The sequence below is a fragment of the Acinetobacter sp. ACNIH2 genome (genome assembly GCF_002934965.1).
Lineage (GTDB): Bacteria > Pseudomonadota > Gammaproteobacteria > Pseudomonadales > Moraxellaceae > Acinetobacter > Acinetobacter tandoii.
This window is the reverse complement of record NZ_CP026412.1, coordinates 3277825-3291778: the sequence shown is the minus strand read 5'-3', so window position 1 is coordinate 3291778 and position 13954 is coordinate 3277825. Positions and strand designations below refer to the sequence as shown.

14 protein-coding genes are annotated in these 13954 nt (G+C 38.4%); 8 read left to right on the top strand and 6 right to left on the bottom strand.

The annotated features are described in order from the left end of the window. Positions 1 to 20: 20 nt before the first annotated feature. Together C3F34_RS15655 and C3F34_RS15650 are read right to left on the bottom strand one after the other, a co-directional pair. Positions 21 to 293: an HU family DNA-binding protein gene (locus tag C3F34_RS15655; protein ID WP_004697018.1), complete on the bottom strand. Its 273-nt coding sequence runs from the start codon at positions 291 to 293 to the stop codon at positions 21 to 23. A 168-nt stretch (positions 294 to 461) separates the two neighbouring features. Further along, complete coding sequence (locus C3F34_RS15650) at positions 462 to 872, bottom strand: phasin family protein (protein WP_042069161.1); 411 nt, start codon at positions 870 to 872, stop codon at positions 462 to 464. 247 nt (positions 873 to 1119) lie between these two features. Between C3F34_RS15650 and C3F34_RS15645 the strand changes: the two genes are divergently transcribed. From C3F34_RS15645 to fdx, 8 genes are all read left to right on the top strand, one after another. Continuing rightward, the gene (locus tag C3F34_RS15645; RefSeq protein WP_044740447.1) at positions 1120 to 1770 is read left to right on the top strand and encodes a hypothetical protein; all 651 of its coding nucleotides are present in this window, start codon (positions 1120 to 1122) and stop codon (positions 1768 to 1770) included. A 112-nt stretch (positions 1771 to 1882) separates the two neighbouring features. Continuing rightward, positions 1883 to 2359, top strand: coding sequence for an Rrf2 family transcriptional regulator (locus tag C3F34_RS15640; RefSeq protein WP_016166295.1), 477 nt, complete (start codon positions 1883 to 1885; stop codon positions 2357 to 2359). A gap of 1 nt (position 2360) precedes the next feature. Then, entirely contained in the window at positions 2361 to 3578 is a 1218-nt protein-coding gene (locus tag C3F34_RS15635; protein ID WP_016166296.1) for an IscS subfamily cysteine desulfurase, read from the top strand. A gap of 101 nt (positions 3579 to 3679) precedes the next feature. After that, complete coding sequence (gene iscU, locus C3F34_RS15630) at positions 3680 to 4066, top strand: Fe-S cluster assembly scaffold IscU (protein WP_016166297.1); 387 nt, start codon at positions 3680 to 3682, stop codon at positions 4064 to 4066. Positions 4067 to 4102: 36 nt separating this feature from the next. Then, positions 4103 to 4423 (top strand): iron-sulfur cluster assembly protein IscA, encoded by a 321-nt coding sequence (iscA, locus tag C3F34_RS15625; protein ID WP_016166298.1) that lies wholly within the window; start codon positions 4103 to 4105, stop codon positions 4421 to 4423. Between the two features lie 89 nt (positions 4424 to 4512). Next, the gene (gene hscB / locus C3F34_RS15620) at positions 4513 to 5028 is read left to right on the top strand and encodes a Fe-S protein assembly co-chaperone HscB (RefSeq protein WP_016166299.1); all 516 of its coding nucleotides are present in this window, start codon (positions 4513 to 4515) and stop codon (positions 5026 to 5028) included. Positions 5029 to 5062: 34 nt separating this feature from the next. Next, on the top strand, positions 5063 to 6922 hold the full coding sequence (gene hscA, locus C3F34_RS15615; protein WP_044740446.1) for a Fe-S protein assembly chaperone HscA: 1860 nt from the start codon (positions 5063 to 5065) through the stop codon (positions 6920 to 6922). A 14-nt stretch (positions 6923 to 6936) separates the two neighbouring features. After that, positions 6937 to 7275, top strand: coding sequence for an ISC system 2Fe-2S type ferredoxin (fdx, locus tag C3F34_RS15610; protein WP_016166301.1), 339 nt, complete (start codon positions 6937 to 6939; stop codon positions 7273 to 7275). Positions 7276 to 7369: 94 nt separating this feature from the next. On the opposite strand, the gene C3F34_RS15605 is transcribed toward fdx, so the two are convergent. The 4 genes from C3F34_RS15605 to C3F34_RS15590 form a co-directional block, all read right to left on the bottom strand. Beyond that, the gene (locus C3F34_RS15605; RefSeq protein WP_044740473.1) at positions 7370 to 8773 is read right to left on the bottom strand and encodes an adenylate/guanylate cyclase domain-containing protein; all 1404 of its coding nucleotides are present in this window, start codon (positions 8771 to 8773) and stop codon (positions 7370 to 7372) included. Between the two features lie 122 nt (positions 8774 to 8895). Then, positions 8896 to 9330, bottom strand: coding sequence for an HIT domain-containing protein (locus tag C3F34_RS15600; RefSeq protein WP_044740445.1), 435 nt, complete (start codon positions 9328 to 9330; stop codon positions 8896 to 8898). A gap of 223 nt (positions 9331 to 9553) precedes the next feature. Continuing rightward, complete coding sequence (gene mfd, locus C3F34_RS15595) at positions 9554 to 13012, bottom strand: transcription-repair coupling factor (protein WP_044740444.1); 3459 nt, start codon at positions 13010 to 13012, stop codon at positions 9554 to 9556. A 178-nt stretch (positions 13013 to 13190) separates the two neighbouring features. Continuing rightward, positions 13191 to 13547, bottom strand: coding sequence for a hypothetical protein (locus C3F34_RS15590; protein ID WP_016166305.1), 357 nt, complete (start codon positions 13545 to 13547; stop codon positions 13191 to 13193). Between the last annotated feature and the right edge of the window lie 407 nt (positions 13548 to 13954).

Sequence of the window (13954 nt, the reverse complement as noted above, 5' to 3'; positions counted from 1 at the left end):
TTTGGTAAATCGTTAAAAGATTAAGCTACAGAATCTTTTAAACCTTTACCTGCTTTAAAGCTAGGAACTTTGCTAGCTTTAATTTCAAGAGTCGCACCAGTTTGTGGGTTACGACCAGTACGAGCAGCACGTTCTTTCACATTGAAAGTACCGAAGCCAACAAGTGTAACTGTATCACCAGATTTAAGTGCTTCTGTGATTGAAGCAATTGTCGCGTCTAAGGCTTTACCTGCGTCAGTCTTAGACAATCCCCCTTTTTCTGCAATTGCATCAATTAATTCTGATTTATTCATGAAGATGAAGTCCTCTAATATCGTTTATTTAAGGTTCAAGGATATAGTTTAAATTACCATAACGCCTTTATAGCAATGCTTTAGGGGAGAACGCAATACTCCTCTTGAGCTTTTCTACAAATTTAATCGCAAATTTACTTGGAAAAAATAGCAAACTTTCGAAATCTGTCATTTTTTATCAATTTTTGCTTTCAGTTGTTCATTTTCTATAATCAAAGCATCAACCTTACTATGTAATTGTAAAATCAAACTTTCCAAATGCTGAATATCTTTTGCTGTAACCAGACCGATCCGATTTAAAGAATGATGCACACTGTGATCAATCAGCTTCTCCACTTTGTCTTTAGTATCAACGACTGACTCTTTAGCTTTCTCTGAGACTTTTTCGACCGTTTGGTCAGCAATTTCCGTTGTTTTGGACTCAAGCTCTTCACCAACTTTAACCAAAGAGTCAAATAGCTTATTTCCCTCTTCTTCCGCTCTTGAAAAAGCCCCCAAACCTGCCAGCCAAATCTGTTTGGTATATTTTCTAAAATCCAGCCCAGCTTTTGATCGATGACGGATACGCTCTCTTTGCATATCATCCAATGCCGAAACTCCATCTTCATTATTCTCTGTTTTTGTCGTTTTATTCATTCGAGCTACTCCAGCTTATTTTCTGTCCCATTCACACAACAACCGTATAAATAAACTCATAATAGCAAACTTAACACTTGATCGATTTGCAAAACTGTTCTACAAAGCAGGTTTAATATGCAATTAATTTCAGTCCTCAAATATATACAATGAGATAGGACAATTTGTTTACCCGCAAGGATTAGGTTTTATGAGCGATTCGCAACAAAGACAAAATCAACCACATTTGTTGCTGACAACATCCATGATTGTTTTAGAAACGATTTTTACTTTTATTGTTAAACGCGATCCTGTTGTTGCATTACAAGCTAAAAAATTTATTGAACAGAAAGTTGCGATCAAAATTAATAGCTATGTTCCCTATTTCGACTTTTATGTGCAATTTAATGAGCATGGCATCCTATTTGATACCAAAGCACCTGAGAAACCAGTAGATCTTGACGTAAGAACCACACTTATGGATCTCGTCAAAATTTTTGTCTTTGCAAATCGACGCAGTATTAAAACGATGCGTATAGATGGTGATATTGTACTAAAAGATGAGTTTCGTGATTTAGTATTGCTTTTTAGCGCCCCTAAAGTACTTGCTGACTGGAAACAGTGGTTCCTACAACCTGTTGATGATGAAAAGAATATTACCTCCTCCAATAAACGTGTTGCACCACTTTTAGAGAAAATTGACCAACAACGCTCTAAAATAAATTCGCTTCAAGTCGAGGTAAAACAATATAAAAATCGCATCCGCCGCCTAGAACAAAAGCAAAAGCGTATTAATGCTGCCTTTTTTGTAACCACAGTACTTCTTATTACTTTATTTGTGTATAATGTTTGGCTTTCATAAATTACTATTTTTACTATTAATTAAAACAAAATAAATGGTCTTAAAAAAACTTGACTATTTTAGTCAGGATTCATAGAATCTACACATCTAGTCTAAACATGTGTATCGAATCATGCGCTTAACAACTCGCGGTCGCTACGCGGTGACTGCTCTACTTGATCTAGCTTTGCAGCCTACTGAACAAACGATCACTCTAGCCGAAATTGCAGCTCGCCAAACTATTTCCGTTGCGTATCTTGAACAACTTTTTGCCAAGCTAAAACGTCATGGATTAGTTTCTAGCGTTCGTGGTGCGAATGGTGGATATCACCTTGCTCGTAGCGCTGAAGACATCACTGTGTTAGAAATTATTGAAGCTGTAAATGAAACTGTAGATGCAACACGTTGTGACCATAAAGGCAACTGTCAAAATGGTGCAATGTGTTTAACACATGATTTATGGCAAGAACTCTCTCACCACATTGCCGATTATCTCGCTAAAATCACACTTGCTGATCTTGTAGCCCGCGACAACGTACAAACCGTTGCAATTCGTCAAAATACAGCATCATTTGATTCAGCCCTTTTATCGGTTACAGGTAGTATTTGAAATGAAACGTCCGATTTATCTTGATTATGCAGCAACCACTCCTGTAGACCCTCAAGTTGCAGAACGCATGATGGAATGTTTAACTTTCGAAGGTACTTTTGGCAACCCAGCTTCTCGCTCACATGCATATGGTTGGCAAGCTGAAGAGAAAGTTGAATACGCACGCGAACAAGTTGCGAATTTAATTAAAGCAGATCCACGTGAAATCGTGTGGACTTCTGGTGCAACTGAGTCTGACAACCTAGCATTAAAAGGTGTAGCTCAATTTTATGCTTCTAAAGGTAAGCATATCATTACCAGTAAAATCGAGCATAAAGCAATTTTAGATACTTGCCGCGAATTAGAGTCGGAAGGTTTTGAAATTACTTACCTTGAGCCTTTACCACAAACAGGTTTAATTACCCCTGAAATGGTTCAAGCTGCAATTCGTCCAGATACTATTCTTGTTTCACTCATGATGGTAAACAACGAAATTGGCACTGTAACTGATGTTGCTGCAATCGGTGAAATTACTCGCGCCAACAAAATTTTCTTCCATGTCGATGCTGCACAAGCTGCGGGTAAAGTTGAAATTGATCTTTCTACTTTAAAAGTAGATTTAATGAGTTTCTCTGCTCACAAAATCTATGGCCCTAAAGGCATTGGCGCATTGTTTGTTCGTCGTAGCCCTCGTGTACGCTTAAAAGCACAAATGCACGGTGGTGGGCATGAGCGTGGTATGCGTTCTGGTACTTTACCAACACACCAAATCGTAGGTATGGGTGAAGCATTTGAACTCGCAGGCAAAAACTTGACTGCTGAACAAACTCGCTTACGCGCACTACGTGACAAACTTTGGAATGGTTTACAAGATCTTGAGCAGGTATTCCTTAATGGTCACCCAACTCAAAACGTTGCAAACTATCTCAATGTCAGCTTCAACTTTGTTGAAGGTGAATCATTAATGATGTCCCTCAAAGATGCTGCCGTTTCTTCTGGTTCGGCATGTACATCTGCAACTTTAGAACCATCTTATGTACTTCGTGCATTAGGTCTTTCTGATGAGTTGGCTCACAGTTCAATTCGCTTCAGCTTTGGTAAATACACTACTGAAGAAGACATTGATCATGTGTTAAGCGTGACCCGAGCTGCTGTTGATAAGTTACGTGAACTTTCTCCGCTTTGGGATATGTATAAAGAAGGTATTGACCTTTCTACAGTCGAATGGGCTGAACACTAATTCTCTGCTTTCAATGAGATCATTTCGCATGATCTCATTGATTAAACCGAATTTAACCCCATATTAATATTAACGCTGACCCCGAGGTTTGGAGAAGCATCATGGCATATAGTGAAAAAGTAATTGATCATTACGAAAACCCTCGTAATGTAGGTGTTTTAGATAAAAACGCTGAAAATGTTGGTACTGGTATGGTTGGCGCGCCAGCTTGTGGTGACGTTATGCGTCTTCAAATCCAAGTTAACGACGAAGGTGTAATTGAAGAAGCTCGCTTTAAAACTTATGGTTGCGGCTCTGCAATTGCATCAAGTTCGTTAGTGACTGAGTGGTTAAAAGGCAAAACCTTAGACCAAGCACAAGCTATTAAAAACATTGATATCGCAACTGAGCTTGCACTTCCACCAGTGAAAGTTCACTGCTCTGTACTTGCAGAAGATGCAATTAAAGCTGCTGTTGAAGACTATCGCAACAAGCAGACTAAAGCTTAATTGTTTCAAAATCAGTGAAAGAATAACGGAGTTTTCATGATCAATTTAACTGAAAATGCTGCAACTCATATCAGCAATTACTTAAAGAATCGCGGTAAGGGTGAAGGTATTCGCGTTGGCGTGAAAACTTCTGGCTGTTCAGGCTTAGCATATGTACTCGAATTCGTTGACGAAGTTGATGCACATGATGAAATGTTTGTACAGTTCGGTGTTAAAGTCTTTGTAGATCCAAAAAGCTTAGTCTATCTCGATGGTATGGAAATGGACTATGTGAAAAATGGTCTGAACGAAGGCTTCGAGTTTAACAACCCGAATAAAAAAGGTGAATGTGGTTGCGGTGAATCTTTCACTGTTTAATAGCCCTTTGCCTTTCTTTTTTAAAACAGTGTCTTTACACTGTTTTAATTCTATTTATTTACATGAAATTATTGCGGATTCCATCTTCCATGAATCATTTTGAGTTGTTTAACCTTCCAGTAGCGCTCGATATTGATTTAGCAAGTTTAAAAAGCGAATTTTTAAAACTGCAGCAACAATATCACCCTGATAAAGCTGAAGATAAAGATCAAGCCTTGATTAAATCAAGCGAAATCAATCAAGCATTCAAAGTTTTATCTCATGTCGATAGCCGTGCTGGTTATTTGTTAGCTCTCAAAAAACAAGATCATCATTTAGATCAATCAATTAATGATTTTGAATTCCTTCAATCTGCGCTAGAAATACGTGAGCAGCTTGATGAAGCCTCTTCGACCGAAGATCTTATCTCGCTTAAAAAAGAAGTTTCGCAATGGATTGATGGCTTAGTTCGTGAGTTCAAAATCGATTACACGGATGAAGATTGGGCTGAAGCACGTGACACCGTCAGAAAATTACGTTTCTTTCAAAAAGTCATGCTCGATATCGACAAAGCTGAAGATCGTTTCTTGGATGATGATAGTTTCGATCTTGATGATGATTTCTAATTTTTCAAATTTTGCTGCTCAAAGGATGTAACGCATGGCACTCTTGCAAATTGCAGAACCGGGGCAATCAAGTGCACCTCATGAACACCGTATCGCGATTGGAATTGATTTAGGCACAACCCACTCTTTAGTCGCAACTGTGCTTTCAGGAAAAGCCAAAGTTCTTAACGATGAACAAGGTCGAGTGTTACTTCCTTCAATCGTTCATTACACTCCACATCAAGCCCATTATGGTGATGATGCAAAACCTTTTATTACCACAGACCCTAAAAATACTATAGTTTCTGTTAAACGGTTTATGGGACGTTCTAAAGCTGACATTAAATTTCAACACCCCTACACACTTGTGGGTGAAGATCATCAAATGCCTGCATTTGAAACTGCACAAGGTCGCAAAACACCTGTTGAAATTTCTGCAGAAATTTTAAAACAACTGAAAGACCGTGCTGAAGAAAGTCTTAAAAATCCAGTTAATGGTGCTGTTATCACAGTTCCTGCTTATTTTGATGAAGCTCAACGCCAAGCAACACGTGATGCTGCCCAACTTGCAGGCTTAAATGTTCTTCGTTTATTGAACGAACCAACAGCCGCGGCCGTTGCTTACGGTTTGGATCAAGAAACCAATTTAGCAACAGATCGTAACTATGTGATCTACGATCTAGGTGGTGGCACATTTGACGTTTCTATCCTTCGTTTTTCGCAAGGCGTATTCGAAGTTTTAGCAACAGGTGGACACACAGCATTAGGTGGCGATGATCTTGATCGTCTGATTGTGAAATGGGCAAAAAAACAATTAAACATCGAACTTCTTGATGATGCTGAATATGCGCATTTCGTTGTCGCTGCTCGCAAGGCAAAAGAAGCATTATCTGATGTTAATGAAGTTGAGCTCAAACTTCTTGATCAATCATTACAGCTTGACCGCCCTACTTTTGAATCGATTATTCAAATTGCACTTGATAAAACCATCAGTGTCTGTAAACGCGTTATGCGTGATGCTAAATTAGAACTTGATGACATTCAAAATGTAGTTTTAGTGGGTGGCTCTACACGTTCTTACGCGGTTCAAAAAGCGGTTCAAACTGTATTCAACCAAGAGCCACTATGCACTATCAATCCAGATGAAGTAGTCGCAATTGGTGCATCTATTACCGCCAATCAATTAATTGGCAATTCGACTGATGGCTCATTGCTTTTAGACGTTACCCCTCTTTCTCTTGGCTTAGAAACCATGGGGGGCTTAGTTGAACGCCTAATTTCTCGAAATACTGCTATTCCTGTTGCACGCCGTCAAGAATTCACTACATATCAAGATGGTCAAACAGCCATGTTAATTCATGTGGTGCAGGGTGAACGCGATCTAGTTGAACATTGTCGTAGCTTAGGTCGTTTTGTGCTACACGGCATTCCACCGATGACCGCTGGACAAGCTCGCATTGAAGTGACCTTCCAAGTCGATGCAGATGGCTTACTCACAGTGGCTGCAAAAGAAACCACGTCTGGTGTACATGCGCAAATTGACATCAAACCATCTTATGGTTTATCCGAAGCAGATACCGAACGACTATTACTTGATGGTTTTAAATATGCTGAAGAAGACAAAAATCTTCGTCATCTTCAAGAAACCAAAGTTGAAGCACAGCGTGAACTTGAAGCATTAGCGCAAGCTCTAAAAGTTGATACCCATCTTTTAAGCACTGAACAGCTTGACCAGCTAAATACAGCTAAGACTCAACTAGAGACTCAGCTAAAAAGTGATGATATCAAAGCTATTGAACAATCAATCGAACAGCTTAAAATACACAGTGATAATTTTGCCGCATTACGTATGAATCAACATATTGATGCCGCATTAAAAGGCACTAAACTCGAAGACTGGTCAAACTCAAACTAATTAAGGTAAAGATTATGCCACGTATTAAAGTACTTCCACATGCGCAATTCTGCCCAGAAGGTGCTGAGTTTGAAGTAGAGCAAAATGCAAACTTATGTGAAAGCCTATTAAAAAACAACATCAAAATTGAGCATGCATGTGACATGTCTTGTGCATGTACGACTTGTCATGTGATTGTACGCAAAGGTTTTGATAGTCTGGAAGAAATGAATGATGTTGAAGCAGATTTGTTAGATCGCGCCTGGGGATTAGAACCTGATTCACGCCTTTCATGTCAAGTTGAAGTTGTAGATGAAGATTTAGAAATTGAAATTCCTAAATACACCATCAACCACGCATCAGAAAATCATTAATCTATGCCTGTGTAAAAAACCACGCTAATGCGTGGTTTTTTGTTATTCAATTTCTTACTTATAGAAAATCACATCAATTTAGGATTAACTTAATTTAATGAATATGCGTATTTTCAATAGGCTGAATGACTTCGTCTTCAAGTTTTAACTTCACAATACCCTGGGAGTTGGTTAATTTTTGCTGAGTTTGAATGCGCTTAATCATTTTATCTAGCACTGTGATCAACTCTGGATACTCAAAGTTTTGCACTTCATCTAAGTTCAGCAATAAGTGAAAACCTTTATATTCATAATCAAACCAACGCTGATAATCTGTTTTTTGAGAAGTATACTTTTCCATCACCTGCCAAGTACGAACAGGCCCCTGAATTCCCTTCAAGTAAATTGGTGATTTGGGCGCACATAAATAGTCATTTTTAATCAGATTATAAGTATCATCCGAAATTAAGATTTCATCGACCGCTGCTGCACTTTGTAAGCGAGCTGCCAAGTTCGCATCACGCCCCACAATTGTATAAGCCATACGATGTGCAGCACCATAATTCCCAACGTGGCAATATCCTGTACTAATTCCCATGCGGATATGCAATGGCGGATAACCCATTTTAATCCAACGCTCACGAAGCAACTTCATTTGCTGGCGCATGACCATCGCCATTTCTACACAGGTTTTCGCATCTTGCTCAACACCTTGCGTATTAGGATCACCAAAGAAAATTAAAATAGCATCGCCCATAAATTTATCAACAGTACCTTCATATTGCTTAGCAATTTCGGTCATGTGACTTAAATAATCATTGAGTAAGTAGGCAAGATCATCTGGAATTAATGTTTCAGACAGCTCGGTAAAACCTTGAATATCGGAAAAAAAAACTGTCATTTTTTTACGTTTATATTCAATTTTGGCTTCCGACTCTCCTTTCATAATCGATTGCCAAAGCTGTAGTGGTGCATAACGACTGAGTTGGTTTGCGAACTCCATATAGCGGTTCATCTGATTATAATAATATTCACGCTTGGTATGGATATAGCGAATGCGACGGCTTTGATAAATAATTCCAACGCCAAAATAGGTGATTAAACATAAAAATGAAAGAACTGTCAGTTCTGACGATGTATGTTCGAAATACTCACCGAAACCGAAAATAAAAATATTACTAAAGTAAAAAACAGCTACACCAAATACACAAGTGAGCATGGCAGAGAAAAAAGAGACTTTTGTATTTATAGATGAAAATAAAATTGCAAAAATTGCAGTAAAAGTCAGCACCAAACTTAAATGCACTGCCGACAACATAATTGCTATGACTACAACATCAATCGCAAATAATGTATTTCGTTTAGCATGGTAACCAAACTTAAATTCCAACCAATTCGAAAGTTTAGGAAGAATTAATGCCACAACTCCAAGCAGAATTGGGACATAAATTTGATACTTGGTTTCTGGGGATGTGTAGTGATAAACAACTAAAAGTAGAGATAGCATTGCATATCCCATCACACGATGAAGATATTCAAAATGCTTAGGGTCTCTATCTATCCAATTGCTTAATGATAGCACTACCTACTCCAGAACCCGAATCTAATCACAATTCATCCATAAACAAATGATTTCTGGGATCAATCCATGCGCCAGTCAAATGGCATATCGCCTTGACCACGTAGAGCAAGCATTAATGTTTGACGCATGTGCGCAAGAACTTCATTGGTATATGGAACTGCTGGTGTGCCCCAAACTGGTTTAGGCCAAGCCACGTCATTTTGATAACGAACAACATGATGGAAATGTAACTGAGGAACCATGTTACCTAATGCTGCAACATTCATTTTATCAGCACGGAATACACGTGAAAGTTGACTAGATAACCAACTTGATTCCCGCAAGAACTGCTCTTGATCTGCTTGACTTAATTCATAAAGCTCAGTTACTCCAGGTACACGTGGAATAAGAATAAGCCAAGGAAACTGCATATCATTCATTAAACGACATGTAGAAAGCGGAAAATCGCCTACAAAAAACGTATCTTGAGCAAGTTGTGGATGCAAACTAAACATATCTTTATAAATGATGGAAAATTAGAATGATGGTTAATACTATCACATCAAACTAGAGCTGAGTATTCTATAAAAGGTGTTTCATTACAAATAAATTGCTATTTTATATGATATTGATCACATTTAACACTTTAATAATTTTTCCAAATAAATCAATTGTTTCTTTGGCTATCCTTCTAATCTTACTTTTAGAAAGTCAAGCCAAAGAAGTGTTGCCTATCAACTAATTTAACTCTTTAAGCAAACTCTCAAGTAACTCATTAATAAATTGGATTCTTTTTTGAAAATCTTCCAACATCACCATGACTTTTAAGCGCTGCCCGCCTTCCATACGGAAGAAGGTTGGATGTTTTTGCATCATACTAATGATAGTCATCGCCTGGACGGGAGTATCTTGCGAAAACTCGATATAGCCACCATTGGTATTGATATCAATTTTAGTAATCCCTAAATGTTCAGCCTTAAGACGCAGTTGATGTACAGCAAAAAGCTGCTTTACAGGTTGCGGTGGAATACCAAAACGATCAATCAATTCCATACGAATATTATCGAGTTTCTCTTGCTGATCTGTATTACTAATGCGCTTATAAAAAAGAAGTCGTTGATGCACATCTCCCAAATAATCATCTGGAATTAATGCAGGCATATGCAAATTGATCTCAGCCGTTAACGACAATGGTGCATCAAAGTTTGGTGTCTTACCTTTCTGAATTGCTTTCGTCGCCTTTTCAAGCATTTCCATATACAAACTATAACCAATTGCTTGCATAGAGCCACTTTGCTGCTCGCCAAGGAGTTCACCCGCACCGCGAATTTCAAGGTCTTCAGTTGCCAACATGAAACCAGCACCTAATGTTGCAGCACGCTGAATGGCATCGAGTCGTTTTTCTGCATCACCTTTAAGTCCTTTAATAGAAGGCACTAACAGATAAGCATAGGCTTGGTGATGCGAACGCCCTACTCGTCCACGCAATTGATGTAACTGCGCTAAGCCTAGTTTATCGGCTCGTTCAATTAAAATTGTATTGGCATTTGGGACATCAATCCCTGTTTCAATAATAGTTGAACAAACCAATACATTGTATTCTTTATGGTAGAACTGCTGCATGACTTGCTCAAGTTCGCGCTCTCGCATTTGTCCATGTGCAACCGCAACCCGTGCCTCTGGCACAAGCTCACGGATACTTTCTGCTGCTCTTTCGATGGTTTCCACTTCATTATGCAAGAAATAAACTTGCCCACCACGAAGCAGTTCACGCAGAATCGCTTCTTTTACCGATTCTGATGTATGTTCTTGTACAAAGGTTTTCACAGCTAAACGACGTGCGGGAGGTGTCGCAATAATCGATAAATCACGCATTCCGCTAAATGCCATATTCAAAGTCCGCGGAATTGGCGTTGCTGTAAGTGTCAGCATGTCCACATCGGCACGCATCGCTTTGATTCGCTCTTTGTCACGTACACCAAAACGATGTTCTTCATCTACAATCATTAAACCGAGATTCTTAAATTGAACATTCTCTTGCAGAATCTTATGGGTACCCACCACAATATCAACTTTACCTTCGGCTAGGTCTTCAATAATTTTGAGGTGAGTTTTGCTAGAACCAAAACGCGACAATACTTCTATACGAATTGGCCAATCTGCAAAACGATCTTTAAATGATTCATAATGCTGTTGTGCCAATAAGGTGGTTGGCACCAATACAGCAACCTGTTTATTGTTTTGAACTGCTAAAAAAGCCGCGCGCATAGCAACTTCAGTTTTACCAAACCCAACATCACCACAGACCAAACGATCCATCGGCTTGGCCAATTGCATATCATGCAGCGTTGCTTCAATTGCATTGGCTTGATCTAAAGTTTCTTCATATGCAAATCCGCTGGCAAATTGCATATATAAGCTCTGATCTAACTCAAAACTGATGCCTGGTTTAGATTGTCGACGCGCCTGTATATGCAATAACTCCGCTGCCACATCATGAATTTGCTCTAAAGCTTTTCGTTTTGCTTTATTCCAAGCATCTGTACCCAATTTATGTAATGGGGCTAAATCAGGATCCCCACCACTATATCTGCTGATTAAATGCAAATTCGTGACAGGAACATAAACTTTGGCTGCATCAGCATAATCAAGTTGCAAAAACTCATGCTCTTGATCATCAATACTTAATGTGACTAAACCTGCATAACGTCCAACCCCGTAATCAATATGCACCACTGGCGCGCCAATACTCAGCTCAGTCAGACTTTTAATCAGAAACTCTTCTGAAACTTCCTGCTGACGCTTACGGCGGCGCTGTACTACGCGATGCTCATAGAGTTGATTTTCTGAAATTACACTTAACTGCCCTCGAACAACCAACCCTCGATCAAGTGGTGCGCTGGTAATTGCAATTGCTTGTAAAGATTGCTGGAAATCAGCAAAGCTTTCGACACTTGGAATATCACCTAAAAAAGGCCGCAAAGCATCTTTTAAAGTTTCGCGTCGACCTGCACTTTCCGCAACAAGTAATACTGGATGATTAACTGCATCTAAATATTGCTTTACAGCAGCAAAAGGCTTTTCTTGCTTAGGATCAACCGCTAACCGTGGTGGAGTTTCCGTATCTAAATTGATTGCTCCAGCGCGCTCTTCTACAGCTTCAGTTGATGCAATAACACGAGCAAATTTATTTAATTGTTCTAAAACAACATTAGGTGAGAGAAATAGCTCTTCTGGTGGCAAGATCGGATGATCAACGTTATGACGACGGTCTTCATAACGACGTAAAACTTCTTTCCAGAAGCTCGATATCCCATCATCCAATCCATTATCTGTAATGACAATGCCATTCTGTGGTAAATACGCCATAAGCGTACTTTGACCTTGCATCAAAGACTTATCGAAAAAAAGTGGCAAATAAAACTCTATGCCTGGCGAAGCAATCCCTTCAAGTACATCTTGATAAATTGGATTTTTTTTCGGATTTGCTGTTGGAAAACTTTCAGCATAACGATCTCTAAATAAAGAACGTGCTTCTTTTAATGGAAATTCTTTTGCAGGGAGTACACTAAATTTTTCTAGATTTTGCGTGGTACGTTGGGTTTCAGGATCAAAAAATTTTAAACTTTCGATTTCATCATCAAAAAGATCGATACGTATCGGTGAATTTTGCCCAGATGCAAAAATATCCATAATACTGCCACGCACGGCAAATTCACCATGGTCATATACTGTATCAACCAGATGATAGCCTGCCTGAATCAATCGCAATTTTTGCTTTTCAATATCAAATTTTTGTCCAACTTGAATATCGAAATGTTCTCCCAACACCCAAGAGGTCGGTGCAACGCGCTGTGCCAAAGTCGAGGCAGAAACCAATAACACCCCTTGTTGTGGCATATTAGATAAAATAGCCAAACGTTCCGAAACAATATCTTGATGAGGAGATAAACGGTCGTAAGGTAAGATTTCCCAATCAGGGAAAATGGTTGGCTTTAGTCCATAAAACTCAAGTTCACTTTCTAACTGAGCTAAATGCTGACTATTTCGTGCAACGAGGATAAAAAGTTGCTGATGTTGTTTTGAGATTTCTTTAAATAATAGTGCAGCAGCTGAACCTTGTAGTTGTCCGATCCAGCGTTTGTCACCTGCTTTCAACTTAGAGAGATTGAGTTGAGCAATTTCTTGTTGGAACATGTAGATCGCTTTTTAGAGATAAGTCACTTGGTTACAATCTTATCACGCAGCTAAAACTACATAAAATTTTTATACAGTTATATAGTGACTGAATCTTATTCATCAAGCACGTCATTGTGAGATTAGGTTAATAAATGACATGCCCGATATAGATATTTTTTACTTTTAGGCTCTAATTTTATTTCTCTCGAATAAAATTACGATAGTAATCGTTCAGTTTTTTCACAATGCTTTTAAATTGGAGTAAGTTTTCTTCCGTATTGCCTAAACGCGCGACAAATTTCTGTTGCGTAATTTCCAAATCAATTTTTTCATTAATTAACATAGCCGCATAGTAAAGTGCTTTCAAATCATCAAACTTATTTAAGCGACGATTGGAAAAATACTCTAAGCGCTCTGATAGAGCTTGATTTAGAACAATACCATCTACAATATACCCCTGTTGTGGATTGAACTGAATCGCATGTTCATGCAGATAAGCCTCTTCCTCTTTTACTCTAGAACTTTTAAATACATCTTTCAGCTTATTTAGCATCTCAGCACATCCCGCCAACATTTTGAATGACTATTATATAGTGCAAATACCTGTGTCTCTGATCCAACAGGACATTTGATATTCACTTTTATAAATTGACATCAGCAACTCAAAAAAGTGCCATACAAATATTATGTTCAAACTAGGTTTTTACCTCTATAAACGAAAACTGGATAGATAATTTTCTTCATCGTTTTCTTTGTGACATTAAAGCCAAGTGATCACAAAAACTTAGTAGAATAATTATACAAATGTAGAATATAGAAGATTAGAATCCAACCTTGCAGAATTTAATTGAAAAATATAGCAATATCTAAAATGCTCTAAAAATTCCAATTTTCAAATTTCATGACTTCATTGCGCTAAAAGCAAGAGTCAATTAAAGCTATCTAACTAATATTTCTTAC